This window comes from Bacillus vallismortis (assembly GCF_004116955.1).
Classification (GTDB): Bacteria; Bacillota; Bacilli; order Bacillales; family Bacillaceae; genus Bacillus; species Bacillus vallismortis.
Map to the genome: position 1 here is coordinate 3,753,525 of NZ_CP026362.1, position 26,990 is coordinate 3,780,514.

At 41.7% G+C, this 26,990-nt stretch carries 23 protein-coding genes and 5 pseudogenes; 25 read left to right on the forward strand and 3 right to left on the reverse strand.

Going from position 1 to position 26,990, the window contains the following annotated elements; all coding sequences use genetic code 11:
* Positions 1-164: 164 nt before the first annotated feature.
* The 19 genes and pseudogenes from BV11031_RS19895 to BV11031_RS23100 form a co-directional block, all read left to right on the forward strand.
* Positions 165-6,939, forward strand: a pseudogene (locus BV11031_RS19895) (DNRLRE domain-containing protein); the annotation flags it as partial.
* A 265-nt stretch (positions 6,940-7,204) separates the two neighbouring features.
* Positions 7,205-7,678, forward strand: a complete 474-nt coding sequence (locus BV11031_RS19900; RefSeq protein ID WP_129550932.1) for a hypothetical protein — start codon at positions 7,205-7,207, stop codon at positions 7,676-7,678.
* A gap of 170 nt (positions 7,679-7,848) precedes the next feature.
* Positions 7,849-8,613 (forward strand): annotated as a pseudogene (locus tag BV11031_RS19905) (RHS repeat-associated core domain-containing protein); the annotation flags it as partial.
* Positions 8,614-8,700: 87 nt separating this feature from the next.
* The gene (locus BV11031_RS19910) at positions 8,701-9,060 is read left to right on the forward strand and encodes a YxiJ family protein (protein WP_129550934.1); all 360 of its coding nucleotides are present in this window, start codon (positions 8,701-8,703) and stop codon (positions 9,058-9,060) included.
* A gap of 67 nt (positions 9,061-9,127) precedes the next feature.
* A pseudogene (locus tag BV11031_RS22710) lies at positions 9,128-10,021 on the forward strand (RHS repeat-associated core domain-containing protein); the annotation flags it as partial.
* A 13-nt stretch (positions 10,022-10,034) separates the two neighbouring features.
* Positions 10,035-10,592, forward strand: coding sequence for an SMI1/KNR4 family protein (locus tag BV11031_RS19920; RefSeq protein ID WP_041906188.1), 558 nt, complete (start codon positions 10,035-10,037; stop codon positions 10,590-10,592).
* A 13-nt stretch (positions 10,593-10,605) separates the two neighbouring features.
* On the forward strand, positions 10,606-11,067 hold the full coding sequence (locus tag BV11031_RS19925) for an SMI1/KNR4 family protein (RefSeq protein ID WP_164998442.1): 462 nt from the start codon (positions 10,606-10,608) through the stop codon (positions 11,065-11,067).
* Between the two features lie 253 nt (positions 11,068-11,320).
* Complete coding sequence (locus BV11031_RS19930; protein ID WP_129550936.1) at positions 11,321-11,731, forward strand: YxiG family protein; 411 nt, start codon at positions 11,321-11,323, stop codon at positions 11,729-11,731.
* Positions 11,732-11,873: 142 nt separating this feature from the next.
* Positions 11,874-12,296, forward strand: a complete 423-nt coding sequence (locus tag BV11031_RS19935; RefSeq protein WP_129550937.1) for a WapI family immunity protein — start codon at positions 11,874-11,876, stop codon at positions 12,294-12,296.
* Positions 12,297-12,396: 100 nt separating this feature from the next.
* Positions 12,397-12,777 carry a DUF2750 domain-containing protein gene (locus BV11031_RS19940; RefSeq protein ID WP_129550938.1) on the forward strand — a complete coding sequence of 127 codons (381 nt, stop codon included), beginning with the start codon at positions 12,397-12,399 and terminating at the stop codon, positions 12,775-12,777.
* Between the two features lie 75 nt (positions 12,778-12,852).
* Positions 12,853-13,005: a hypothetical protein gene (locus BV11031_RS23095; protein ID WP_238930363.1), complete on the forward strand. Its 153-nt coding sequence runs from the start codon at positions 12,853-12,855 to the stop codon at positions 13,003-13,005.
* Between the two features lie 19 nt (positions 13,006-13,024).
* Positions 13,025-13,333 carry a YxiG family protein gene (locus tag BV11031_RS23410; protein ID WP_425267089.1) on the forward strand — a complete coding sequence of 103 codons (309 nt, stop codon included), beginning with the start codon at positions 13,025-13,027 and terminating at the stop codon, positions 13,331-13,333.
* Positions 13,334-13,540: 207 nt separating this feature from the next.
* The gene (locus tag BV11031_RS23200) at positions 13,541-13,996 is read left to right on the forward strand and encodes a hypothetical protein (RefSeq protein WP_276569927.1); all 456 of its coding nucleotides are present in this window, start codon (positions 13,541-13,543) and stop codon (positions 13,994-13,996) included.
* Complete coding sequence (locus tag BV11031_RS23205; protein ID WP_276569926.1) at positions 13,993-14,391, forward strand: hypothetical protein; 399 nt, start codon at positions 13,993-13,995, stop codon at positions 14,389-14,391. Before BV11031_RS23200 ends, BV11031_RS23205 begins: the two co-directional genes overlap by 4 nt.
* A gap of 158 nt (positions 14,392-14,549) precedes the next feature.
* Complete coding sequence (locus BV11031_RS19955; protein WP_206702312.1) at positions 14,550-14,936, forward strand: hypothetical protein; 387 nt, start codon at positions 14,550-14,552, stop codon at positions 14,934-14,936.
* A 17-nt stretch (positions 14,937-14,953) separates the two neighbouring features.
* A pseudogene (locus BV11031_RS19960) lies at positions 14,954-15,427 on the forward strand (DUF2716 domain-containing protein).
* Between the two features lie 26 nt (positions 15,428-15,453).
* Positions 15,454-15,750 (forward strand): YxiJ family protein, encoded by a 297-nt coding sequence (locus tag BV11031_RS19965; protein ID WP_129550939.1) that lies wholly within the window; start codon positions 15,454-15,456, stop codon positions 15,748-15,750.
* A 13-nt stretch (positions 15,751-15,763) separates the two neighbouring features.
* Positions 15,764-16,219, forward strand: a complete 456-nt coding sequence (locus tag BV11031_RS19970; protein WP_129550940.1) for a hypothetical protein — start codon at positions 15,764-15,766, stop codon at positions 16,217-16,219.
* A 17-nt stretch (positions 16,220-16,236) separates the two neighbouring features.
* Positions 16,237-16,365 (forward strand): annotated as a pseudogene (locus BV11031_RS23100) (hypothetical protein); the annotation flags it as partial.
* 213 nt (positions 16,366-16,578) lie between these two features.
* Here BV11031_RS23100 and BV11031_RS19980 read toward each other — a convergent pair.
* Both BV11031_RS19980 and BV11031_RS19985 read right to left on the reverse strand, forming a co-directional pair.
* Entirely contained in the window at positions 16,579-17,100 is a 522-nt protein-coding gene (locus BV11031_RS19980) for a DUF2812 domain-containing protein (protein WP_129550942.1), read from the reverse strand.
* A 2-nt stretch (positions 17,101-17,102) separates the two neighbouring features.
* Positions 17,103-17,435, reverse strand: a complete 333-nt coding sequence (locus tag BV11031_RS19985; protein ID WP_129550943.1) for a helix-turn-helix transcriptional regulator — start codon at positions 17,433-17,435, stop codon at positions 17,103-17,105.
* A gap of 164 nt (positions 17,436-17,599) precedes the next feature.
* Here BV11031_RS19985 and BV11031_RS19990 point away from each other — a divergent pair, with 164 nt between their 5' ends.
* Together BV11031_RS19990 and dbpA are read left to right on the forward strand one after the other, a co-directional pair.
* Positions 17,600-18,748, forward strand: a complete 1,149-nt coding sequence (locus BV11031_RS19990; protein ID WP_129550944.1) for a rhamnogalacturonan acetylesterase — start codon at positions 17,600-17,602, stop codon at positions 18,746-18,748.
* An 81-nt stretch (positions 18,749-18,829) separates the two neighbouring features.
* Positions 18,830-20,269, forward strand: a complete 1,440-nt coding sequence (dbpA, locus tag BV11031_RS19995; protein ID WP_129550945.1) for an ATP-dependent RNA helicase DbpA — start codon at positions 18,830-18,832, stop codon at positions 20,267-20,269.
* 19 nt (positions 20,270-20,288) lie between these two features.
* Here dbpA and BV11031_RS20000 read toward each other — a convergent pair whose 3' ends face one another.
* Complete coding sequence (locus BV11031_RS20000) at positions 20,289-21,575, reverse strand: MFS transporter (protein ID WP_129550946.1); 1,287 nt, start codon at positions 21,573-21,575, stop codon at positions 20,289-20,291.
* A gap of 206 nt (positions 21,576-21,781) precedes the next feature.
* On the opposite strand from BV11031_RS20000, the gene BV11031_RS20005 reads away from it, so the two are divergent.
* The 4 genes from BV11031_RS20005 to BV11031_RS20020 all read left to right on the forward strand — a co-directional run bounded on the left by BV11031_RS20005 (position 21,782) and on the right by BV11031_RS20020 (position 26,981).
* On the forward strand, positions 21,782-22,462 hold the full coding sequence (locus tag BV11031_RS20005) for a hypothetical protein (RefSeq protein ID WP_129550947.1): 681 nt from the start codon (positions 21,782-21,784) through the stop codon (positions 22,460-22,462).
* 94 nt (positions 22,463-22,556) lie between these two features.
* Positions 22,557-23,390 (forward strand): transcriptional antiterminator LicT, encoded by an 834-nt coding sequence (licT, locus tag BV11031_RS20010; protein WP_129550948.1) that lies wholly within the window; start codon positions 22,557-22,559, stop codon positions 23,388-23,390.
* 313 nt (positions 23,391-23,703) lie between these two features.
* Positions 23,704-25,536: a beta-glucoside-specific PTS transporter subunit IIABC gene (locus BV11031_RS20015; RefSeq protein WP_129550949.1), complete on the forward strand. Its 1,833-nt coding sequence runs from the start codon at positions 23,704-23,706 to the stop codon at positions 25,534-25,536.
* Between the two features lie 20 nt (positions 25,537-25,556).
* Positions 25,557-26,981, forward strand: a complete 1,425-nt coding sequence (locus BV11031_RS20020) for a glycoside hydrolase family 1 protein (protein WP_129550950.1) — start codon at positions 25,557-25,559, stop codon at positions 26,979-26,981.
* Positions 26,982-26,990 lie beyond the last annotated feature (9 nt).

Here is a 26,990-nt window from a genome sequence, read left to right on the forward strand (position 1 = left end):
GGAAGAGTGTGAAAAGGCCTAATGGGCCTTTTTTTGTTTTAGGTCAATTGACTCTCGCTATTCCTTAAAATAACATAAACTTTCTAGAAAAATATTGTAATAATATTTCATTCTAGTTAAGATTATTGGGTAAATATTACGTTTGTTACAAAAGGAGAGAGGAAATGAAAAAAAGAAAGAGGCGGACCTTTAATAGGTTCATTGCGGCATTTTTAGTGTTGTCTTTAATGATTTCAATATTGCCGGCAGATGTACTGGCAAAAACCACAGAAGAAGAGGCTGGAAATCGTATCGTTGCTGATGATCCAGAAGAAACGCTTCAGAATGAACAAACAAAACAAGCGGTGCCTTTTCCTCAACATGATATAAACAAAGAGGGAGAGATCACCTCAGAAAGAACAGAAAATACAAAGCTTTATTATGAAGGAGACGGTGTTTATAAACAGGAAGTATATCCTGAGCCTATTCATACAAAGGAAACACCGAATGCTGACTGGGAAGACATTTCTCCTGAGTTAAAAGAGTCGACAAGCAAACAAGTCGAGACAGAGAATGCCACCCTGAAGTCAGATTTTCAAAAGCAAATGAACAACGGGCTTTATGCGACTTTTGAGCACAATGACCACAAACTTACATATTCACTTGTAGAAGCGAAAGGCCCAAATAAAACTTCACTTACTCCGAAAGATACCTCAGCAGACTATAAGACCGACAGTAATGAGATTGTGTATCCGGATGTGTTTCCGAATATTGATCTTCAGACTTTCACATTCAACGAAAACATCAAAGAAGATGTAGTCCTCCATCAGTATGATGGATACAACACATTTACATTTCAGGTCAAAACCGATTTACAGGCTAAAGAACAAGAGGATGGATCCATTGATTTTTCTGATGAAAAAGGCAAAGTTGTTTTTTCTGTGCCTAGACCTTTTATGACGGATTCAAAGTTAGATGAACTTTCCGGTGAGGTTGAACGGTCGGACAAAGTCAGCTACAAGCTGGAAAAGAATGAAGAAGGGTATTTGCTTCACCTCACAGCAGACGAGAACTGGCTGAAAGACCCGGAACGCGTATATCCAGTATCTATCGACCCGTCAACATCTTTATCTGTTTCATCAGATACGTTTGTCATGAGTGCCTATCCGACGACAAACTATTCGGCGTCCTCGCAAAAATGGGATGCTAATTTAAAGGCTTATGTGCTGAAAACGGGCTATTATGACAAAACAACAGGCACAAACTATGCGTTCATGAAATTTAACAACCTAAAGCCAATTCAAAATATGACTGTCACTAAAGCTACATTAAAAACATACGTCGCCCATTCCTATTATGGAACAAAGGCAACCGGTCTCTGGCTGGATACAGTCAACAGCAATTATGATCATGCAAAAGTAACTTGGAACACGAAACCCGCATCTAAAAATATCGGAAAAGCAGACGTCCATAAAGGACAGTGGGCGAGTTACGATGTGACTGCGGCTGTAAAGTCATGGAATTCCGGTGGAGCCAACTATGGATTTAAGCTTCATGCAAACGGAAACGGCAAAGAATACTGGAAAAAACTGATTTCATCAGCGAACTCCGCCAATAAACCGTATATTGAAGTGACATACACCATACCAAAGGGAAACACACCTGCTGTTAAAGCATACAGTAACGGGAACGGCACTGGCTTTTTCAATATCAGCTGGAAAAAGACCGATGGTGCAAAAGGTTATAAGGTGTGGATTTATAATGGGAAAGAATATCAAGCGATCTCAGTCGGCAACACGACATCCTGGAGCTCAAAAGGGAAAAACATTTGGCCGACAAGTGCAGAAATTTCATCCGGTAAGTACAAGCTTCACCTTGATGGAAAAGGCGGAACTGAATTAGCGCTAGATCCATCCCCCGTGTATAAGAATTCCGGCGGAAGCTATGCCACAAGCAAAAACTATTGGATTGGCGTCAGTGCGATCTTTGACCAGGGAGAAGGAGCAATGTCCGCACCGGCAAAGCCTGTTATCCCTCATGTAGGAAAAGCGCAAGCACCGTCAACAAAGGGCTACAATAATGGGAATGCCACAGGGTACTTCGATCTTTCTTGGAAAGCTGTATCTGGTGCAACCGGCTATAAAGTTCAGGTGTTCAATGGGAAAGGCTTTGAGACACTTGATCTCGGAAATCAGACGTCTTGGACCACCAAGGGAAAAAAGATCTGGCCGACAAGTGCAGAAATCAAAGCGGGAAAATATGCTCTCCACCTAAAGGACGGAAATGGAGCAGAGCTGCCGATCAATCCCGGACCAACCTATAAAAACGCTGGTGGCGATGCAGCCAAAAAAAATTACTCATTTAAAATCATCGCCTATAACAAAGACGGCGAAGCCATTGCATCACCGGCTGCCAACCCGACACTTCCTGATATCGCTAAACCAAAGAACTTATCCGGTTATGTGTATACAAACACAAAATCAAGCAAAACCGGCTATGTGAATTTGATATGGGAAAAGGTTCAACATGCGAAAGGCTATAAAATTAATATCTATAACGGCAAAGAATATCAGTCCTATGATGTTGGGGACGTGGATCATTGGACAACCCAAAATAAAAACATCTGGCCGACGTCTGAGGAAATAAAAGCCGGAAGCTACAAACTGCATACAGACGGAAAAGGCCGTGAATTGGCACTTGACCCGTCACCTGTCTATAACAATGCAAATGGAAATTACAAAGGGAAGAAGAATTATTCTTTCACTCTTTCCGCCTATGATGCGAATGGTGAAACGATTCCGACAGCACCCTTTAACCCAACGTTCCATGAAGGCGCAGAATTCCTTGGAACAGAAGAATACTGGTCTATCATTGAATATCCCAAGCGGCCAGTTAAACGGTGCGACAGGAAATGTCATTGTAAATGAAGAAGATCTGTCAATTGACGGGCGCGGGCCGGGACTTGGATTATCGAGAACCTACAACAGTCTTGACAGCTCCGATCACTTATTTGGACAAGGCTGGTATGCTGATGCAGAAACATCTGTCATCTCGACGGACGGCGGGGCAATGTATATTGATGAAGATGCTTCGACTCATCGCTTTACGAAAAAAGCCGATGGCACGTATCAGCCGCCGACCGGTGTCTATCTTGAATTAACAGAAACAGCTGATCAGTTCATATTAAAAACAAAGGATCAAACCAACGCTTATTTCAATAAAAAAGGCGGCAAACTCCAAAAGGTAGTGGATGGCCATAACAATGCAACTGTCTACACTTACAATGACAAAAATCAACTGACAGCCATTACAGACGCATCAGGCCGCAAGCTCACATTCACATATGATGAAAATGGCCATGTGACTTCCATCACCGGACCTAAGAATAAGAAGGTTACCTACTCATATGAAAATGATTTGCTGAAGAAGGTTACGGATACAGACGGGACTGTCACAAGCTATAACTATGATGCGGAAGGGCGTCTTGTCAAACAGTATTCAGCCAATAGTACCGAAGCAAAGCCTGTCTTTACCGAATATCAGTATAGCGGACATCGTCTTGATAAGGCGATCAATGCTAAGAAAGAAACATATGTCTATAGCTATGATGCTGATAAAAAGACGCTTCTCATGACACAGCCGAATGGCCGGAAAGTAAAGTACGGCTATAATGAAGCGGGAAATCCCATTCAGGTCGTTGATGATGCGGAAGGGCTCAAAATTACAACGAATACAAAATATGAAGGCAATAATGTCGTAGAAGATGTAGATCCAAACGACGTCGGAACCGGAAAAGCAACAGAAAGCTATCAATATGACAAAGATGGCAACGTTACATCGGTTAAAGACGCATATGGAACAGAGACATACGAATACAACAAAAACAACGATGTCACAAAGGTGAAGGATACCGAGGGGAATGTCACGGATATTGCCTATGACGGACTGGATGCTGTATCCGAAACCGATCAGAGCGGAAAATCATCTTCAGCAGCTGTTTATGATCAATACGGAAATCAGATTCAATCCAGCAAAGATTTATCAGCCTCAACCAATATTCTAAAAGACGGAAGCTTTGAAGCGCAAAAATCCGCCTGGAGTTTGACTGCATCTAAAGACAGCGGCAAAATCTCAGTCGTCGCCGCTAAAAGCGGAGTCCTTTCCGGATCAAAGGCACTGGAAGTCTTAAGTCAATCAACGACTGCCGGAACAGATCTCGGGTATTCGTCAGCGACACAAACAGTGGAGCTGGAGCCGAATACAACCTATACATTAAGCGGGAAAATCAAAACAGATCTATCGAAATCAAGAGCCTATTTTAACATTGATTTGCGAGACAAAGATCAAAAACGTATTCAATGGATTCACAATGAATACAGTGCATTAGCCGGGAAAAATGATTGGACCAAACGGCAAATCACTTTTACGACTCCAGCACATGCAGGAAAAGCTGTTGTGTACATGGAAGTCGATCATAGAGATAAAGATGGCAAAGGAAAAGCATGGTTTGATGAAGTCCAGCTGGAAAAAGGAGAAGTTTCGTCAAGCTATAACCCAGTTCAAAACAGCAGTTTCACATCGGCAACGGAAAACTGGAGCGCAAGCGGGGCATCCGTTGATTCTGAAGAAGGCTTTAATGATGAGGTATCATTAAAAGCTGCCCGGACCAGTGCGTCCCAAGCCGGATCAGTAACAAAACAAACCGTTGTCTTAGGGCAAAGCGCAAACGACAAACCGGTTTATCTCACACTGACAGGCATGTCGAAAGCCAGCAACGTCAAATTTACAGATGAAAAAGACTATTCTCTGCAAGCGAATGTCACTTACGCGGACGGCAGCACAGGTGTATACAATGCGAAATTCCCTTCTGGAACACAGGAATGGAACCGCGCAGCTGTTGTTATACCAAAAACAAAGCCGATTAATAAAGTCGATATCAGCATACTGTTCCAAAAGAGCGCGACAGGAACCGCGTGGTTTGATGATATCCGTCTGATTGAAGGAAGCCTTCTAACAAAAAGCACGTATGACAGCAATGGTAACTATGTGACCAAGGAAGAGGACGAACTAGGTTACGCCACTTCAACTGATTACGATGAAACGGGTAAGAAAACAGCTGAAACGGATGCAAAAGGCGACAAAACAACCTATACGTATGATCAGGCAGACCAATTGACAAACATGACGCTCTCCAACGGCACGTCTATCCTTCACAGCTATGATAAGGAAGGCAATGAGGTAAGCAAAACCATTCGGGCGGGAGCAGATCAAACCTATCAATATGAATATGATGTCATGGGCAAGCTTGTCAAAACAACTGACCCTCTGGGTAATGTGCTAGCAAGCGAATATGATGCCAACAGCAACCTGGCCAAAACCATTTCACCAAATGGCAACGAAGTGTCTCTTTCTTATGATGGAACAGATCGGGTGAAATCAAAATCGTATAACGGTACAGAAAAATACAATTTCACGTATGACAAAAATGGAAATGAAACATCGGTCGTTAATAAAGAGCAGAACACCACAAAGAAACGGACATTTGACAACAAAAACCGTTTAACCGAATTGACTGACCGCGGCGGCAGCCTAACGTGGACATACCCTAGTGACTCCGATAAGCTGAAAACCTTCTCGTGGACTCATGGGGACCAAAAAGGAACGAATCAATTTACGTATAACAAGCTGGATCAAATGATTGAGATGAAAGACAGTACATCTTCATATTCATTTGATTATGATGAAAATGGAAATGTCCAAACCTTTATTACGGGCAACGGCGGCGGAACAAGTTTTTCATATGATGAAAGAAACCTTGTAAGCTCGCTGCATATCGGCGACAAAAATGGCGGAAGCATTCTGACAGAAAGCTATGAATACGACGCCAACGGAAACCGTACCACTATAAACAGTTCAGCAAGCGGCAAGGTGCAATATGAGTATGGGAAGCTGAATCAGCTTGTCAAAGAAACCCATGAAGACGGTACTGTTATTGAATACACATATGATGGATTCGGCAACCGGAAAACCGTTACAACTGTAAAAGACGGTTCGAGCAAAACGGTGAACGCTTCTTTCAACATCATGAACCAGCTGACAAAAGTCAATGAAGAAAGCATCTCTTACGATAAAAACGGCAACCGCACATCCGACGGTACATTCACATATACGTGGGATGCGGAGGATAACCTGACCGCCGTTACAAAAAAAGGCGAAGACAAGCCATTCGCAACATACAAATATGATGAAAAAGGAAACAGAATCCAAAAAACCGTCAACGGAAACGTCACGAACTACTTCTATGACGGAGACAGCCTGAACGTCTTGTATGAAACGGACGCAGACAACAAAGTTACAAAATCATACACGTACGGTGACAGCGGCCAGCTGTTATCCTACACAGAAAATGGCAAGAAATATTTCTATCACTACAACGCACACGGCGACGTCATTGCCATCTCAGACAGCACTGGAAAAACCGTTGCCAAATATCAGTACGACGCATGGGGAAATCCAACAAAAACCGAAGCAAGTGATGAAGTAAAAGACAACCGCTACCGCTACGCAGGCTACCAATACGACGAAGAAACCGGCCTGTACTATCTCATGGCCCGCTACTACGAGCCAAGAAACGGCGTGTTCCTCTCACTTGACCCAGACCCGGGCAGCGACGGTGATTCATTGGATCAGAATGGGTATACTTATGGAAATAATAACCCGGTGATGAATGTTGATCCGGATGGGCATTGGGTATGGCTTGTGGTAAATGCCGGATTTGCAGCCTATGATGGGTATAAGGCATATAAATCAGGTAAAGGGTGGAAAGGTGCTGCTTGGGCAGCTGCTTCTAACTTTGGTCCTGGGAAGATATTTAAGGGAGCTAGTCGGGTTTATAAAGCGGTTAAAAGTTACAAATTCGTTCGAAAATCAAAAGGTGTAAAATATAGAGGGAAAATAAGGAAGAGTAATAGATATGTTACATTTAAAAAACCAGTAGCGAAGGGGGGAAAACGGAACAGCACTGTATATTGGATAAAGAAGAAGAAAATGCATCAAAAAAGAAGATATGATCATCGAGGATGGGCAAAATACGATATTGATTATACTAATCATGGAAACGCAAAAGAACATCCAATAGTTCCTCATAAGCATAGATGGGATTGGAGTAAAGTGAAGCCAAGACAACGATGGGAGAGACCATAAGGTATAGATTAGGAGGCAAAGAATGAGAATTGTATTAGAAGATAATGATCAATACTTTAATTTAAAACTCTTATTAGACAAGATAGATTTGAAAATAGAAGAATATAATTGGCTTATCAGTGATCTTTCTGATATAACATTGTTTGAAAATAAAAATTATATTGAGCATGAATTATTCTCAAGACACTTAGAATTCGTGTATATAAAAGGTGAAAATTTAAAGGAGATACTCAGTACTTATGACATCGTTCCCACTTTTGGAGTATTTACAGCTGTCTCTAAATCATTGAATAAACTGTCTCTATCCTCGGTACCAGTTATTAATGAGAATAGGGCTTATTGGGATAAAGACTACAACTCGCCAGTAGAAGGAGCTGTATTCGAAGTCGGTTTTTTTGACTCCTCTGATATTGTCTTCACGGGCTGCCCTGAGTTAATAGTTAATCTCAAAAGGCTATTACCAAATGTAAAAACAATTGAGGAATATTTAGGATAATACTTAGTGTAGTGTGGTTATGGGAAACAAATTAATTTGTTATAAGAGCAAAAAAAGCTTGTATCAATAAGCGATACAAGCTTTTTTTAGAACAAATCTGAATGATAAATGACAAAGAAAACAAGAGAAAGAATAATCAAATGAAAAGAACTTGAGAAATTGGCGTAGATGGTGACAGCGGCCAGCTGTATCCTACACAGAAAATGGCAAGAAATATTTCTATCACTACAACGCACAAGGTGACGTCATTGCAATCTCAGACAGCTGGAAAAACCGTTGCCAAGTATCAATATAACGCATGGGGAAATCCAACGAAAACCGAAGCAAGTGACGAAGTAAAAGACAATCGCTACCGCTACGCAGGCTACCAATACGACGAAGAAACCGGCTTGTACTATCTCATGGCCCGCTACTACGAGCCAAGAAACGGCGTGTTCCTATCGCTCGACCCAGACCCAGGAAGCGATGGAGATTCACTAGATCAAAACGGATATACCTATGGAAACAACAACCCGGTCATGAATGTCGATCCAGACGGCCATTGGGTATGGTTTGTTGTCAATGCAGGATTTGCGGTATATGATGGATACAAAGCTTATAAATCAGGCAAGGGTTGGAAAGGCGTAGCGGTTGCAGCCGCATCAGGATTTGTAGGTGGTGGAAAGTTAAAATTAACAAAAAAAATCGGAAAATGGGCCACCTCAAGACATTGGTATAAAGGAACATTTAAAACTAAAAGAAAGTCATTGGACTATCATCATAATAAACATATTGTGAGAAATGGTAAATCTTACAGTAAAAAGAGATATACAAAAGTTGCTAGAGCATTTTATAGATCTAATAAGCATTTACGCGAAAAAGTAATACTAGCTACTGGAAAAAAAGGTTACAGGATTAAGAATGGAAAAAGAACTGGTTATTACACAAGAAGTTGAAAGGTAGTTACATTTGTGAATAATAAATGGAAGAAAAAGAAAAAGCGTTAATTTTAATTTCTACAATATAGAAGGGCCTGAATATGGATGAAATTTTTTAAAAGATATAATATTGATCAAAAAACATTAGATGAGTTCAAAAAATATTATGTATTATTACATGGTCCGTTTCCAAATGATATGTATGATTTTGAAGACGAAACAAATACTTCTTTAGATGAATTTTATGAATTTTTTTCCTTAATAACTGGAAGTTTAAATTATATAATTGAAGATAAAAAAATTCCTAGATATCAAAGAGAAATGTTGAAAAAAACGTTCTATGAACATTATCCTCATTTTAGGAATTATAAAAGTGATATTTTAAAATATCAAGAATTAAGTGAATGCTTAGAATTTCATGAAAAAATTAGGATTTTGATTAATAAGCTTATAACAGGAGTATGAATCTTTAAACTAAAATAATAAACAAAAACAGCTGTCAAGTATATTTGACAGCTGTTTTAATTAATTCGGGAAAGACACAATTTATTTTTACAGCGACAGTCTGAATGTGTATACTTTCACAAAAGCATACACATACGGTGATAGTGGACAACTGCTAGCATTCACGCAAAATGGCAAGAAATATTTCTATCACTACAACGCACAAGGTGACGTCATTGCAATCTCAGACAGCACGGGAAAAACCGTTGCCAAGTATCAATATGACGCATGGGGAAATCCAACAAAAACCGAAGCAAGTGATGAAGTAAAAGACAACCGCTACCGCTACGCAGGCTACCAATACGACGAAGAAACCGGCCTGTACTATCTCATGGCCCGCTACTACGAGCCAAGAAACGGCGTGTTCCTATCGCTCGACCCAGACCCGGGCAGCGACGGCGACTCATTGGATCAAAATGGGTATGCTTATGGAAATAATAACCCGGTGATGAATGTTGATCCGGATGGGCATTGGGTATGGCTTGTGGTAAATGCCGGATTTGCAGCCTATGATGGATATAAGGCATATAAATCAGGTAAAGGGTGGAAAGGTGCTGCTTGGGCAGCTGCTTCTAACTTTGGTCCTGGGAAGATATTTAAGGGTGCTAAGAGGGCGTATTCTTTTGCGAAAATCGCTAGTAAAAGAAGGTCCGCTGTAAAAAAGGCTTGGCAGCAAGAACGGGACTTAATTATTCGAACAGGAAAAGGAACTAGAAAATGGTCTAATAAACGGAAAGCTGAAATTGTTCGAAAGGGGAAGGCTAAAGGAATAATTGGTCATCACATTAATAATGTCAAACATCACCCAAGATTAGCAGGAAATCCAAATAATATTAGACTTGTAACAAGGAAAGAGCATTATCGTTTGCATCATAACGGAAAATGGAGAAAGAAAACTACAGGAAAAATGATAAAAAGATAAGGAATGAGTTTTATTGGATATAATTAAAAAAATTGAAGAACTATATCATGAAGACCATAGGAAACTTCGAACTGGAACAATTTTATATGGGAATGTAAATGATGGTATCTGGCACACAACTATTCATGCTCCACTTGACCTGAACGACCTTAAAGAATTGAATTGTGAAATATCTAATATTCAAGGCCAACTTCCAGCGAGTTATCAAAATTTCTTAATGAAAACAAATGGAGCCTATTTATTTGACCTCATTCATATTACCGGAAAGAGCAGAAATCAAAAAGGAATGTCTCATGAGGAAAAGATACATGAACCCAGGTATTTAGAAGAGTTCTTAAAAGATTTTACTCTTTCTAAAAAAGGGAAGGCTTTGCTGGAGAATTATTTCTTTTTTGCAGAATCATACGTTAACGGTACAGTATATGCCTTTGATAAAGATGAACATGTTATCGAGTTTACAGACGGGCGCTATAAGAAAATTCGAGAATTTGAGAGTTTAGATGTTTTATTGGCCAGAGTATTTGAGACTGGCTCTGAAGACTATCGACAAAGAAATTTTCTAGAATTTTAAAGAGGTGAATTTTTTGAATCAAAAGTTAGAAATTCAACTCAAACGGATATCTAAAAACAAAAATTTTCGGTTAAATAAGGGTGCAAGTACAACAGTCATCAATCATTTTGAGAAAAAATGTAAGGAAATAATACCTGAAGAATATAAGATTTTCTTTAGTTACATTAATGGCGGGGATATGGATGGAATTGAAATCGCCTGTATACATGATCCGACAGAATCTTATCAAAAAGAAACCCTTTATCTCAAGCCGCTTGAGAGGTCTGATTTTCTAGCTATAACAGATAAACGGGGCCTATTCATATTTGGAGTAGAGACTTATGGAGATCTTTATGTGTTGGAAATGAAGACGGGGGTCATTTTCTGGTGGGATCATGAAGAAGATTGTTTACGAAAAAAATGGAAAAGTTTAAATGATTTTTTAAAAGAAAAACTAGATGAGATAGAAGAGGATACAGTAGAACTATTCTTTTAATTCGGCATAAACTTATATCTTTGGAGAATACAGAATTGAACGAAACAGGATTCTGGACATATGGCTGCTTGCTGCTAATGTCATATCTTTTAGAAATAAACTTAATAAATTTATTAACATTTTTAAGTAGAGATAGAAGGTGTAAACCATATAACGTGTACTGATTAAACTAAGTACTAGTAAGCCTTCTTAGAAGTGGTGAACACCAAGCCGCTCTTATTAAAGAGTTTATGGGTTTAGTTAGGAGATGGAAATGTACAAAACAATAGAACAATGGATTGATTATATAGACGGGGGATGCAGTGTTTTAAAGGTCGATTATCAGTTCTTTAAAAAAGAACTCTTACTTGAGATTCAGGTTGCTCAAAATAAAGCTGAATATACGCATAATATTCTATTTCAAAATGTAGCTTCTGTTTATTTTAATGGAGGTGATGGTGATATCAGATTGGAAAAGGTTGTTCCGGAGGAGTTCAATTGGCAAGTATTTGAGATGAGTTATCATCCAGAAGGAATCGGGAATCTATCAAATCCGGAAATTCCAGAGTATCAATCAAATGCTAACTTTCTCATTGACATGAACAGAATGCTGATTGCTATAGAAGCTGAAACAGTTCGCTTTGATGATCAATCGTTTTATGCATACCATTCAAATCATAAATAAACACCTCACATAAGAAAGGTTGTCAGCCTTTTACGAATTAACAGGGGCCAGACAATATGTAAACGGCGATGGCTTCACAATTTTAAACAGCATTAAAAGGAAATAAATGATTATTATAATAACCGCCATAAAAGGAGGCAGCATGGCCAAAATTAGAGACGATTGTCTTGAACTTGAACTAACACCGAGAAGGTATCAGGAAATGGACGATGATCCATTTATTTTATCCATATTTGAGTTGTTGGAAAATAAGAAAGCGATCATTCGCGATTTTTCCGCTGTTTTATTAGAAAGTGAATATAAATTGCTGATATCTGGAATTAAAATGTTGATAATGGGAAATCAAGATAAGATAAATGTAGAAACCATTGAACCACTTTTAATTCTCAGTATTAATAAAGAAAACGGAAATTACAGCTTTAAGATTAAAATTATACTTGAAGATGATAGGAAGTTTAACTCTAATTTGTTTGAGATTACCTGTAATAAAGAGAAGCTAGAATGCTTTGCAGAGGGATTAAAATTAAATCTGGAAAATGTTAAAAAACCTTCAAAACTCCCCTAACTGTTCCGCTGACTTATCGAAAGAATAATCAGATGTTATATCCGGAGAGGCATTAGATAAGGTCAAGGACTAGCCGATTGCTTATAAGGATGAGTGAAAAATGAATGAAAAAGAATTTGAGATGACATTAAAGTTAGATCCTGATAAAAGATATCGTTATTTTATTAAGAAAGTTGTTGACTATGAAGAAGTCTGGTCATTATGTAATGACGAGGGATGGGTTACATCAGAAGATGAAACCGGTATACTACAGCTGCATTTTTGGGCGACAAAAGAACATGCAAATCATTGTGCTATGAAGCAATGGAAGGACACAAGTCCAGAATCAATTTCCTTGGATGATTTTATAGAAAATTGGCTCCCTGGAATGCTTGAAGATGGAGTCGGTATATCAATATTTTTTAACAATCGTGATTCAGTTTCAAAACCAATACCTCTGGTTCTTGAAGATATTGAAGAAGAATTACAAAACTATTCCTGAAAAAGTATTTTAATTGTCTAAAGTATTCCATCTGTATGTTAAACCTTTTACTAAAAGTTTAGTGAGGAGTAAGATATGAACAGTATTGAGCAATGGATAGACTATATAAATCACGATGTTAATTGCTTTTTGCACGATATTAATTTTGAATTTCTAGAGAATAGATTAACTATTTATCTTAAGTTATATGAAGGAGGAGAAAAAGCCACTTTAAAAGAAATTTCATAAGAATGTTAGTGGAATTTATATCAATTGTAGTGTTCATAGTAAATTTGATAAAACTGTACCCATTGATACTAATTGGTACCTTGAAGAGATAAGTTATTTCAAAGAAGGAATTGGAAAACTACAAAATGATATATTAGGTAGTCAAGTCTTAAATGCTAATTTTCTTATAGAATTTAACGGGACTTTACTTGCCATAGAATCAAAAAGTGTATCCTTTGATTCTAAAGAATATCAAGTGCTTCATTCTCATGAAAAAACTGAAAAAAACCAAAGAAATCATATATTGTCTGGGATCAAGAAATTTTTTTCAAGAAGGGAGGATTCCTGATTGATTCGGAATTGAAGATTATGAATCGAATGCAAACGTTTTGATTGGGATTAATCAAGCAGTTTATGCAGTTGAAAATGAAAAGGTTTTCTTTGATTCAACTGAAATATATGCTTCAGTATAAGAAGCAATCGTAAGGATGACAACAAATATTATCTGGGAGTACTTGATGAGATTTTGTCGAAAGCTTCTTGAAAGGTGGCATATATGTCTGATTTACTTTTTAAAGAATTACACAGAGTAACAGAGAAAGGCAAAATTTTATTATCAATGAATGATTCAGTATTCATTGTGTTGACCCAGCAGGAACGAAATGAATATGGATACATCAATCATATAGCTCTTTATTCAAGCACTGACGGCCGATTCATAAACAGCTATAACGTACATACCGACAAGCAAGTCATAAATGTTCAAAAATTTGATGATTCATTTTTGTTTTTAATTGATAAAGAGTACGAGGATGGAATAAGTAACGCAGAACCCAACATATCCGTGTGGAGTCCGCTCAAAGGATTCTATCAATCTTTTTATGCGCGGCGATACATTAATTCAATGAGGATAGATCAAAATAAAAATCTATGGGTTGGATATGATGAAATGGGCATATTTTCAGGCGTTGATCAGGAAATACGCGCAAGAGGAATGAAAAATTCATTTTGAAAAATGAAGAATATGAATTGTACTCCGATGATGGTAGTTCATGCGTGATTGACCAATATTATTCTACTTTTGTAAGTGAAGACGCCATCTATTTGCATTACAGATCGATGGGAGAAGACTATATACAAAAACTCAAATTATCGGGAGAAACATTAGGACAATATAAGGCTGAAATAGAGTTTCATTCCTGTATCCAAAACGGCTCGGATCTTTACTTATTCATATGGGATGACTCATATCATATAAAAAAAGCAGCCAAGACAACTGATATGCAAAGCTTTGTAGAACATAAGATGTTGAATGAGAATACTGGTGAAGATCTATGTTTTGCCCAAGTAGCTGTATATAAAGATAAGTGTGTAGGAATTGATCGTCATCATAATTTTATCTGTTAAATAATAAGCAGCTTGTTTTGGATGAGAAACAAAATCTATGGGTCGGTTTATGTGATGAAGGGATTTATCATGATGAAAATCCCAATGGACATAGTGTATGGTGTTTTTCGTTAGATGGTCAGCAGAAGGAAATACACATTGATAGAAAGCTCGAAGAAATGGATGCACCGGCTGTAGATGATTGTTATGGGCTTGCAGAAAAAAACGGCTTGATTTATATGCTGTATTACGGAGATGCAGTCATTGCCGCATTTGATGAAACGGTCGTGAGACGGGTGTGGATTCTGTCGGATAAAGAGCCGAACTCAGAAGCTTTTGATCAGCTCGTGATATCCGAAGAAGGTTTTTTGGTTACGTTCAATTGTTACAGTGCAGACCTTAAGTCATCTCTTTATTTGATTTCTGCCGATGTGAGTCAAGAGATGGAAGAGATCACATGCTGTGATTCGAACGATGAAGCCCTAGACGTTCAACAGCTGAAACTGACAAGTAACGCTGTTTACGCAGTGACCTCTTCTGGTGTTTATAAGCAGGATATCCAATAATGTGTAGGGGTGGGATGATGGTGAATTGGCGCGCTATAAGTCATACAAAACAAGACCGCATCTGGTCAAAAGTGAACAAGCTCATAAAATGGAAGCCCGGAAGCAGATTTCATCATATCATCCCGTCTGATCCATATCGAGTGTTTGATATCTCAAGCGCGAGTCATAATGATGTGAGCGGAGTGCTGAGTGATTTAGAGACTTCTATTTTAAAAGCATTTCAATTATGTACTGGAAAGAACGATGTGATGTACGCATTAGATTGGCAGCATGACGGATATACTTTTAGTCCTCATCAGGCAATGCCTCAGGATGAATTTGGCGAATGGTCTGTTCCCGTATTTCCAAATGGAGACTATTATTTCTTTTTTCATTAGGACTTCTCTTGGGGACTTTTGGGAGACCCGTGGAAATGTACAATCACTGTGTTTGGTGAAGAGCTGTTGGAGGCGATAGATAATGATCCGCCTATCTTGTTTCAAAATAAATGAGATTGTTGCGGAAGGGAGAGGATCGCGTGTTTGAAAAACTGAGAAAAAGACAGCAAGAGCTTGAAGAAACGCCGTATCCTGATGAATTGTACGGCTTTGAAGCGGAAATATATGAGTTTTTTATGCTTATTGCCGGCAGTTTGGGTTATGTGCTGGCGAATAAAAGGATGCCCCGGCATCAGCGGCATTCGTTGGAGAGAAGCTTTTTTGAGGTGTATCCTGACATCCCGCTGGATATGATCAAACACGATACTGATTTGTATCATCACATTCTTTTGTACGAGCAAGTCAGACAAGAGATTTGCGCTGCGCTATCCAACTAATAAGGAGGATTATATGGAAAAAACCTCTATAAGCAGTATCGGCAATTTGGGCATGATCGAGCTTAAGCCCGATCAAAATGTTAAGTCATGCGAACTTGGAGATGCTGAGTCTTTTTATCGTTTTTGGCAAGGGCTTGTCTATGAGCGAATCATGATACAGGTGATAACGACTGGTTCATTTATAGAAGACCTGTCCGAGTACTTTGAAGGTTATGCTTACAAGGTGACGAAGCTGGCGAAACGAGAATTCCATTTCCAATGCGTATTACATGATGCAGACCGGGACATTGCAGGTTTTCTCTTTCTGTTAGCTTCTATCAATGACGATGTTTTTCTGATCACTGATCCTCAACCGGATAAAAGCTATTTTTCAGAAGGGAAGCTCCAACGCCTCACGGACTCAGGCGAACGGATCATGTGGTTTGAATACGATGCTGTGGACATCTATATGGTTGGCGATGAATCATAAAAATAGGAGGAATCCATATGAATATCACACAATATGAGAAAATGAAAAAGCATCTTTCTCACACGGATACAGGTCCATTTACATTAAACGAGTTTACTTTCTATATGAAAGCAGATGAACGTTATATTCAAATTCCTGTGTTTGAATTAAAACTATCAGCTCAAACCTGTGACATTCATCTGCGGTTTGAAGACATCAGTGCATCGAAGCTGGATGATCTTGAATCCATCGATGGGGTTGAGTTGGAGATTGAACCGACTGATGATCAATGGGAAAGGCTCCGCTATTATGTGTATGATCAAGAAAACCAAATGAGTTTCTATTGTGGAGGATGGGATGTGATCAAGTGTGACAAGAAGTCACACTGATTTTCGCCACTTTCCAAGCGTTCTTGCTATTGTTGCGGCATATGTCACAAGAAACGGGATAGTCACAATTAGGAAAAACAAAGGCACCCAATTTGATAATCCGGTTACATAATGGAGTGTAATGGACAAGAGAGTCAGGAAACTCAAGGTGCAGGTGACGTTTCGCACGTCTTTTTCGCTTCTTTTATATTTCTCTTTCATGGTGGATTGATCACTGTATATCGGCGAAGTCCCGGGCTCAGCCGAAAAGATATGCATTCCATGGAAAGAGCAAACACGCTCCCATCCGGCCGCTTCAAACATCTCAGTGTATTCTGCCAAGCTTTCTTCCCCAACATCATGATAATCAATACTGTAGATCAATTTCCGCGGCTCAGCTTTTCTAAGCTTATACCCCATAAACGCAAAAGAATCGAGCACCCAGCCCTTGCTGGCCATATCACTGAGTTTCTTCATATCTTTTTCTTCTGAAAAAGCCAAGCCGTCGGACATCATATATTTTTTCTGTTTCATGATTAATCCCCTTTCAATTGTTGAAAAGCGCGTTCGCCGTGTTCAGCCATCACTTTTCTGCGCAGAATTTCTTTTTTGAGTAATTCTTGGCCGTGCAGGGTGGTCTGGTACACTTTGCGGCGCGGGTTGTCATTGTTGACAAGCTCAATGATCTCTCCCTGCAGTAATTTCTTTAACAATGTATATAAAGTAGCTGGGCCGATCGTAAAGGAGTCATCGGTCATTTCCTCAATCTCCTGCATGATCGAATATCCATGCTTTGGCTCCAGCAATGTTAAGACAATATAATAGGCTGGATCGGTAAGCTGATCCATTTCCTGACGTTGCTTTGGCAAGGTGTCACCTCATTTCTTATATCAATAAATGATATATCACTTACTGATATACTAAAATCTTCCTTTTTGTATGTCAACGCTATTTTTTTCTGCACTCAATCATCATAAAGAAACAATCACCGAGTATGCATTAATGTATGCGTTTTCATAGAGGGGGAGTCTTGATGAAAAAATGGATGGCTGCGGTTTTTGTGATGATATTGATGCTGGGTTTGGGCGGGGTTAAGAGTGTGAAGGCTGCAGAGCCGAAGGTGTATCAGTTTGACTTTGGGAGCGGTTCGGTTGAGCCTGGTTACATTGGTGTCAGGGCGTCTGATCGGTATGACCGGTTAAAGGGCTACGGTTTTCAAACACCGGAGAATATGAAAGATGTGGCGGCATCCGGGACTGGTGTGAAGAGCGATGCGGTTCAGTTTTTGGCGTATGGGACGAAAAGCGACAATACGTTTCATGTGGATCTCCCGAACGGCCTTTATGAGGTGAAGGTGACGCTTGGCAATACAGCAAGGGCCAGTGTGGCGGCGGAGGGTGTGTTTCAGGTCATCAATATGACGGGGGACGGCGCGGAGGATACGTTCCAAATCCCTGTCACTGACGGGCAGTTGAATCTGCTGGTGACAGAGGGGAAAGCAGGCACCGCTTTTACGCTCAGCGCCTTGAAAATCAAGAAATTGTCTGATCAGCCTGTGACGAATCGAACCATTTATGTCGGCGGTGATTCGACGGTGTGCAATTATTATCCGCTCAACAGCAGCAAGCAGGCGGGCTGGGGGCAGATGCTGCCTCACTATATCGATAAACATACCTTTCAAGTGAGAAACATGGCGTCTGGAGGGCAGATCGCGAGAGGGTTTCGAAATGACGGACAGCTGGAGGCGATCTTGAAGTACATTAAGCCGGGGGATTATTTTGTGTTGCAGCTGGGCATTAATGATACAAATCCGAAGCATAATGAATCTGAAGCGGAATTTAAGGAGTTGATGCGTGATATGATCCGCCAGGTGAAAGCAAAGGGGGCGGAAGTCATCCTTTCCGCACCACAGGGACGGGCGACAGATTTTACGCCTGAAGGCATCCATTCGTCTGTCAACCGATGGTACAGGGCTTCTATTTTGGCCTTGGCCGAAGAGGAAAACACACACCTCATTGACTTAAATGTCCTCAGCTCGGCTTACTTTACATCAATCGGCCCGGAAAAAACTCTCGCGCTATACATGGACGGAGATACGCTGCATCCAAACCGCGCGGGAGCCGACGCACTGGCGCGATTAGCCGTTCAGGAGTTAAAACGCCAGGGAATCGATGGTTTTTAATACGTCATTTTTCGACAAAACACATATGCCCTCGCCAATTAGAGTATAATGAGAACATCTGCAAGAGACAGGAGTTTATACATGAGTCATTTTACAAACTATCAAATCAGCCATGACATTTTACGAGCATTAGATGGACTGGGATATACAGAACCGACCAAGGTGCAGCAGAGCGTGATCCCCGCTGCTCTTGAACGAAAAGATCTTGTCGTCAAATCACAGACGGGAAGCGGAAAAACGGCTTCATTCGGGATTCCTCTTTGTGAGCTGGCGGATTGGGATGAAAACAAGCCGCAGGCGCTTATTTTAACACCGACCCGGGAGCTTGCGGTGCAAGTACAAGAGGATATCACAAACATCGGACGCTTTAAACGGGTCAAAGCGACCGCGGTGTTTGGAAAGTCATCCTTTGACAAACAAAAAGCTGAATTGAAGCAAAAAAGCCACATCGTTGTCGGCACGCCGGGGCGTGTTCTGGATCATATTGAAAAGGGCACGCTGCCGTTAGACCGTCTCTCCTATTTGGTCATTGATGAAGCAGATGAGATGCTGAATATGGGCTTCATCGAGCAAGTAGAGGCGATCATCAAGCATCTGCCGACTGAGCGCACGACAATGCTGTTTTCGGCGACGCTGCCGGAGGATATTGAGAAATTAAGCCGTCAATACATGCAAAACCCCGAGCATATCGAAATCAAAGCGGCCGGGCTAACGACAAGGAATATTGAACATGCGGTAATTCAAGCAAGAGAAGAGAATAAGTTTTCTTTGCTGAAGGATGTGCTGATAACGGAGAACCCCGACAGCTGCATCATCTTCTGCCGGACGAAAGAGCATGTCAATCAGCTGACCGATGAATTGGATGACTTAGGGTATCCATGCGATAAAATTCACGGCGGAATGATTCAGGAAGACCGTTTTGACGTTATGAATGAATTCAAACGGGGCGAATATCGGTACCTCGTCGCGACAGATGTCGCCGCGCGCGGGATTGATATTGAAAATATCTCCCTTGTCATCAACTATGATCTGCCGCTTGAAAAGGAAAGCTACGTCCACCGCACGGGCCGGACGGGGCGCGCAGGAAACAAAGGAAAGGCCATTTCGTTTGTCACAGCCTTTGAAAAACGGTTTTTAGCTGACATTGAAGGGTATATCGGGTTTGAGATTCAAAAAATAAAAGCCCCTTCTCAAGAAGAAGTGGCCAAGAAGAAACCTGATTTCCTAGCTAAACTAAATGACCGTCCGGCATTCAAAAAGGAAAAAAGCGAAGAGCTGAATAAAGACATTATGAAGCTGTATTTTAACGGCGGAAAGAAAAAGAAAATCAGAGCCGTTGATTTTGTAGGAACGATTGCCAAAATTGATGGTGTGTCAGCTGATGACATCGGCATTATCACGATCATGGATAACGCCTCCTACGTGGAGATTTTAAACGGCAAAGGCCCTCATGTTCTCAAAGTGATGAAGGATACAACCGTCAAAGGGAAAAAGCTCAAGGTGAATAAAGCGAATAAATGATAAAATGACCTGCTCCCAGTTAAAGGGGCAGGTCGTTTTTTTGCTGGCTGACATCGGTGCCAGTCTCCTCCGGAACGAAAGCAAGGATCACAATACCGATCACAAATAAAACAATCAGGCTGAACACCGCGGTTGACGATTTTCCAGTCAGCTGAGCGGTAACGGCGATGAGCAGCGGCCCCATAATGGAAGCGAATTTACCGAAAATGTTGTAGAAGCCGAAGAATTCATTAGCGTGGCGCTTTGGCACGAGCTTGGCGAAATAGGATCGGCTCAGGGCTTGAATGCCGCCCTGTGAGGTAGCGACAAGCATAGCCAGTATCCAGAAATCAAGCGTTGTTTCCATAAAGTAAGCATTTACACAGACAATCATATAAATGACGATCCCAACGTACAGCATTGTTTTCCCCGTAAAGCGTTCCGCAAGCCTCCCGTATACAATAGAAAACTGCGCGGCGACCACCTGGGTGACAAACAGGATGATCAGGAGGCTGGTGGGACTGATCCCTAAATCAGACCCATAGGAGGTCGACATCGTAATAATCGTGCCGACTCCGTCGATATAAAAGAAATAAGCAAGCAAAAAAAGGAATAACGCCCGATACTGCCTAATCCGCATCATCGTTTGGCCGAGCCGCTTAAAGCTGTTAAGGACGATATGCGGCTCTCTTTTGATGGAATAGCGCTGATGGACATGTTTCAGCATCGGAATGGTAAACAGCCCCCACCAGGCAGCCGTTATGAAAAAGGATAGCTGGCTTGCGGCAGATACAGACATCGGTATCTTCTCTGATTGTGCAAGCAGGATAACAGCAATGCTGATGATAAATGGAATCGTGCTTCCTATGTAACCCAAACCAAATCCCCGCGCAGAGACGACATTCATCCGTTTTTCCGACGTGACGTCAACGAGAAAGGCATCATAAAACACGTTGGCGCCGGAAAAACCGATCGCCGATATCGTATAAAACAGCAATAAAAGCAGCCAATGTTCACTCGGAATAAAGGCAAGCGTCGCGGTGCTGGCGACACCGGCTGACACAAAGAAACCAAAGAACTTTTTTTTGCACCCTTCATAATCGGCGATCGTGCCTAAAATCGGACTGAGCATGGCAAGAATAAATGTTGAAATCGCAATGGTGTATCCTAAATAGGCAGTCGATTGAGCGGCTCCGACGCCGCTTTGTGCAACCGCCGCTTTATAAAATAACGGAAACACCGCGGTGGTTACGACAATCGAGTAAGCGGAATTTGCCCAGTCATATAACATCCAGCTGTTTTCTTGTTTCGTAAAACGTTTCATCATCAGAGCCCCTCTCCGGTAACGATATTTCTATTGTACGAGAAATGGGACAGAAAAGAATGGAATGAACGTCAATTTTTACAAAATATTTATGTTTTTGTACTTTAAATCATACTTTTGGTTTATTGCTGGGTGTAGGTGTATCTGGTACCATTTATCTATATTTTGCCGTATTTTCCAGAAGGGATTCAGCAGAGAGGAGACAGAGCATGAGGCGAATAGGCTTATGCATAAGCCTGCTGATCACAGTTCTTGTGATGAGCGCATGCGAAAGTGAAGATGAGGCTCAGACGTTTGCAGATTGTAATCAAGAGACAGTAAAACAAACCACAACCAAACCGATGACCAATAAGAATAAGTGGGACTTCCAGACCCTCCCAAGCGATATGCAGCTGGCCATTGTATTCAGTTCCATGATACGTGTAAGCGAAGCATTTGATTATGGAATCGGCAATCCTGAATACTTCGTCCGGAGCGGCATGACGGAGGAAGAAGCAAACATTGCGAGGCAGAATCTCGAATCGATTCAACTTAAAAGTAAATCGCTCAAACAACAAAATAGTGAGGCAATCGCTTTGATTCAAAAAACCAGCAATCAAGAAATGAGCCGCAACGAAGTGCAGCAGCTGAAGGAAAACCGAGCCGCTTTTTTTGAGGTCACAGACAGTATGATCACACTCATCAGCCAAGTCACACCGAAAAACGCGAAGAAGATAAGACAGCAGCTGGATCAGCTGAAAACACAATATACGCAATACAGCGCTGAAAGCGTGAAAATCATGAACAGCATTGTCGAAAAGCAGGGAGCAGACAAGGCATCATTTGAGCGCCATCTGGAGGAGCTGCTTCAGAAACACCCCGGACAGCCGGTGCTGAGTGGATTGTATTGACCTGCCCGACTCTTTCCCTGATGATATTGACCTAGTACAAAAAGAATGTACAATCAAGGTGTAGTCTGTTCTTAGTTGATTGGAGGAACATATCATGAAAATTGCGAAGGTGATCAACAATAATGTCATCAGCGTGGTCAATGAGCAGGGAAAAGAATTGGTCATTATGGGCAGGGGGCTCGCATTCCAGAAAAAGACCGGTGATGATGTCGATGAGGCCCGCATTGAAAAGGTGTTCACGCTCGATAACAAAGATGTATCAGAAAAATTCAAAACCCTTTTGTATGATATACCGATCGAGTGTATGGAAGTATCCGAAGAGATTATTAGCTATGCGAAATTAAAGCTTGGCAAAAAGCTCAATGACAGCATCTATGTGTCGCTGACCGACCATATTAACTTCGCGATCCAGCGCAATCAGAAAGGGCTTGATATCAAAAACGCCTTGCTGTGGGAAACAAAGCGGCTGTACAAAGACGAATTTGCGATCGGCAAAGAAGCGCTGCAGATGGTGAAAAACAAGACTGGCGTGTCTCTGCCGGAGGATGAAGCAGGCTTTATCGCACTGCATATCGTAAACGCCGAGCTCAATGAAGAGATGCCTAATATCATCAACATTACAAAAGTCATGCAAGAGATTTTGAGTATTGTAAAATACCATTTTAAGATTGAATTCAACGAAGAATCGCTTCACTATTATCGGTTTGTCACCCACTTAAAGTTTTTCGCCCAGCGTCTTTTTAACGGCACACACATCGAAAGCCAGGACGATTTTTTGCTGGAGACAGTAAAAGAAAAATATCATCGCGCATATGAATGCACGAAGAAAATTCAAACTTATATTGAGCGGGAGTACAAACATAAACTCACCAGTGACGAGCTGCTGTATGTAACGATTCACATAGAAAGGGTCGTCAAACAAGCATAATGAAAGCGTTGACATTTTCATTTCCTTATGTTAATTTTTTCTTACATTCATATATGATGTTGTTAGGATTGTTACTGATAAGCAGGCAAAACCTAAATTACAATAAGTGCGGATGATCTCTGTCTGTGCTGATGTAATTTAGGTTTTTATTTTTTTCGGAGGGATGGTGATCATAGCGTTTTACAGAAAAAAACGAATAAGAGCGTATCATAGGATTGTTACTGGTCAGGCAGGCAAAACCTAAACTACTTGTTCCTATTGCGGTAGGGGTAGTTTAGGTTTTTTATTTTTTAACAGAAGGGATGAGAGGGAAATGGGGGTTCAAGCAGCGGCAAAAGACATTTTACAGCTGGTCGGCGGGGAAGAAAATGTGCGTTCTCTTGTACATTGTGCGACACGCTTGCGTTTTACATTAAACGATCGGTCGAAAGCAGACAAAAATAAAATTGAAGCTTTGGACGATGTCGTCACGGTCGTGGAAAGCGGCGGGCAGTTTCAGGTCGTGATCGGCAATCGCGTTTCAGAGGTATATCAAGAGATTGGAAGAATATCTAACCTGCTGAATGATGACCGAGATGAACGTTCTGCCCAGAAAGGGAATCTGTTCGGGCGGCTTGTGGACATCGTATCAAGCATTTTCACTCCTTTGCTTGGCGTGATGGCGGGAGCGGGAATTTTAAAGGGCCTGCTGATGATATGCACAAATGCCGGCTGGCTCAAAACAGAGGAAACGACGTATACCATCCTGTATGCCGCTGCGGACAGCCTGTTTTACTTTCTTCCGCTCTTGCTGGCCGTCACCGCTGCCCGAAAGTTTGGCGCGAATCTCTTTGTTTCTGTCACAGTTGCCGGAGCGCTTATTTATCCAACGATCATTGAGCTGAAGAACGGCAATGCGGAAACGGACTTTTTCGGGATTCCAGTCGTGTTAATGAACTACACTTCAACTGTGATACCGATCATTCTGGCGATTTTTGTGATGAGTTATGTTGAGAAGTATTTGAACCGGGTGATTCATGACAGTGTGAAAACCTTCATCATCCCGCTGATTTGTCTGGTAACCATTGTGCCGCTTACACTAATCGTCTTTGGCCCGGTTGGTGTAAACGCGGGAAATGCCATCGCGTCTGCGATACTGGCCATCTTCAGCTTTAACCCGATGCTGGCCGGCGCTGTGATCGCGGCACTCTGGCAGATTCTTGTCATCTTCGGCATCCACTGGGGGATTGTGCCGGTTATTTTAAATAACATTGCGGTCAATGGGCAGGATTCGATCAAACCAGCTACTGCCGCGGCCGTATTTGCACAAACAGGAGCGGCTCTCGGTGTCATGCTGAAAACGAAAAACAAAAAATTAAAGGCGCTTGCCGGTTCCGCCGCTGTCACAGGGATTTTTGGCATTACAGAACCAGCCGTGTACGGCGTGACGCTCAGACTGAAAAAACCTTTTGTATGCGGTGTCATTAGCGCAGCCGTTGGCGGAGCGATTATCGGGCAGGCCCACAGCGTCGCCATCGCTTCTGGCGCACCGGGTCTGTTGACAATTCCGATTTTCTACGGACAGGGCTTTGCCGGGTTTATCTTGGGAATCTCGGTATCTTTTATTCTATCAATCATCCTCACGTACATTGTCGGGTTTGACGATCCCGCGGAGCAAACAGAAACCAGAGCAGAACCATCTGCACCCTCCATTCGCCGTGAAGAGATCAGCAGCCCGTTAGAAGGAAAAGTGGTTCCGTTAACAGAAGTGAAGGATAAAGTGTTTTCATCTGAGACACTCGGAAAGGGAATCGCGATATTGCCGGTAAAAGGGAGACTTGTCGCGCCAGCGGATGGCGCAATATCAACCGTTTTCCCGACTGGCCACGCATTTGGCATGGTGACTGATCGGGGTACAGAAATCCTTATTCACCTCGGATTTGATACGGTAAAGCTGGAAGGAAAACATTTTTATCCTAAAGTCGTGCAGGGGCAAGCCGTCAAACAAGGTGATTTGCTTGCTGAGTTTGACCTTGATGACTTGCTAAAGGCGGGATTTGATATGAACACGCCGATCGTCATCACAAACGCAGCGCATGATACTGACGTCATTCAAACAGATCAAAAGCATGTCAAAATAGAGGAACGAATTTTTTCTTTAATCTAAAACCATTGGAGGAATAGACGATGAATTATCAAACACTTGCAGCATTTCCAGAGCATTTTTTGTGGGGGGCATCGACTTCAGCCTATCAAGTGGAAGGGGCGTGGAACGAAGACGGGAAAGGCCCGTCAGTGATTGACGCGCGCGACAGCTATCCTGAGGGAACGACTGACTTTAAAGTCGCCAGCGACCATTACCATCGCTATAAAGAAGACGTTGCCTTGTTTGCTGAAATGGGCTTTAAAGCGTACCGTTTTTCCATCGCGTGGACGCGAATTATTCCTGACGGCGACGGTGACATCAATCAAAAGGGAATTGAGTTTTACAGCAATCTGATTGATGAGCTGCTCAAATATAAGATTGAGCCGATCGTCACGATGTATCACTTTGATCTGCCGAATGCCCTGCAGAAAAAAGGAGGCTGGTCGCAAAGGGCGACAATTGACGCGTTTGAACGGTATGCCAAGGTATTGTTTGCGCACTTCGGCGACCGTGTGAAGTACTGGCTGACTATCAACGAACAAAACATGATGATCCTGCACGGCAGCGCTTTAGGCACACTTGACCCGAATCTCAAAAACCCGAAAAAAGAGCTGTATCAGCAAAACCATCATATGCTGGTGGCGCAGGCAAAGGCCATGAATCTCTGCCACGACATGCTGCCGGCAGCGAAAATCGGCCCCGCCCCAAATATCGCGCTCATCTACCCGGCGTCTTCGAAACCGGAGGATATTATGGCGGCTTTCAACTATAATGCGATTCGAAACTGGCTCTATTTAGATATGGCCGTTCATGGGCGCTACAATACGACGGCGTGGGCTTATATGAAAGAAAAAGGCTATACGCCGGTTATTGAAGATGGTGACATGGAGATTCTGCAATCCGCGAAGCCTGATTTTATCGCCTTTAACTACTACACCTCCCAAACAGCAGAAGCAAGCAAAGGCGACGGATCGGATGAATCGGCCCGCGGAGGGGACCAACATTTGAAAACGGGAGAAGACGGCGTTTACCGCGGCAGCAGCAACCCGCATTTGAAGAAAAATGACTTCGGCTGGGAGATTGATCCGGTCGGTTTCCGCTCCACACTTCGAGAAATCTATGACCGTTACCAGCTGCCATTGATCATCACAGAAAACGGGCTTGGCGCTTTTGATCAATTAGAAGAAAATGATACGGTCAATGACGAGTACCGCATTGACTACTTAAAACAGCACATCGAACAAATTCAATGGGCGATCACAGACGGCGTCGATGTATTTGGCTACTCCCCATGGTCAGCTATTGACTTGATCTCTACACACCAAGGCTGTTCGAAACGCTACGGCTTCATTTACGTCAACCGGGACGAATTTGACCTGAAGGACCTGCGCCGCATCCGAAAGAAAAGCTTTTATTGGTATAAAGAACTGATTGCTTCAAATGGCGAGGTATTGAAAAATAGTTAATTGTATACA

Coding starts and splice junctions, on each gene's coding strand:
- BV11031_RS19900 (WP_129550932.1), top strand. CDS start 7,205: ATGAGAATTGTATTAGAAGATAATGATCAATACTTTAATTTAAAACTC.
- BV11031_RS19910 (WP_129550934.1), top strand. CDS start 8,701: ATGAAATTTTTTAAAAGATATAATATTGATCAAAAAACATTAGATGAG.
- BV11031_RS19930 (WP_129550936.1), top strand. CDS start 11,321: ATGTACAAAACAATAGAACAATGGATTGATTATATAGACGGGGGATGC.
- BV11031_RS19935 (WP_129550937.1), top strand. CDS start 11,874: ATGGCCAAAATTAGAGACGATTGTCTTGAACTTGAACTAACACCGAGA.
- BV11031_RS19940 (WP_129550938.1), top strand. CDS start 12,397: ATGAATGAAAAAGAATTTGAGATGACATTAAAGTTAGATCCTGATAAA.
- BV11031_RS23095 (WP_238930363.1), top strand. CDS start 12,853: ATGAACAGTATTGAGCAATGGATAGACTATATAAATCACGATGTTAAT.
- BV11031_RS23200 (WP_276569927.1), top strand. CDS start 13,541: ATGTCTGATTTACTTTTTAAAGAATTACACAGAGTAACAGAGAAAGGC.
- BV11031_RS19955 (WP_206702312.1), top strand. CDS start 14,550: ATGGATGCACCGGCTGTAGATGATTGTTATGGGCTTGCAGAAAAAAAC.
- BV11031_RS19970 (WP_129550940.1), top strand. CDS start 15,764: ATGGAAAAAACCTCTATAAGCAGTATCGGCAATTTGGGCATGATCGAG.
- BV11031_RS19980 (WP_129550942.1), bottom strand. CDS start 17,100: ATGAAACAGAAAAAATATATGATGTCCGACGGCTTGGCTTTTTCAGAA.
- BV11031_RS19990 (WP_129550944.1), top strand. CDS start 17,600: ATGAAAAAATGGATGGCTGCGGTTTTTGTGATGATATTGATGCTGGGT.
- dbpA (WP_129550945.1), top strand. CDS start 18,830: ATGAGTCATTTTACAAACTATCAAATCAGCCATGACATTTTACGAGCA.
- BV11031_RS20000 (WP_129550946.1), bottom strand. CDS start 21,575: ATGATGAAACGTTTTACGAAACAAGAAAACAGCTGGATGTTATATGAC.
- BV11031_RS20005 (WP_129550947.1), top strand. CDS start 21,782: ATGAGGCGAATAGGCTTATGCATAAGCCTGCTGATCACAGTTCTTGTG.
- licT (WP_129550948.1), top strand. CDS start 22,557: ATGAAAATTGCGAAGGTGATCAACAATAATGTCATCAGCGTGGTCAAT.
- BV11031_RS20015 (WP_129550949.1), top strand. CDS start 23,704: ATGGGGGTTCAAGCAGCGGCAAAAGACATTTTACAGCTGGTCGGCGGG.
- BV11031_RS20020 (WP_129550950.1), top strand. CDS start 25,557: ATGAATTATCAAACACTTGCAGCATTTCCAGAGCATTTTTTGTGGGGG.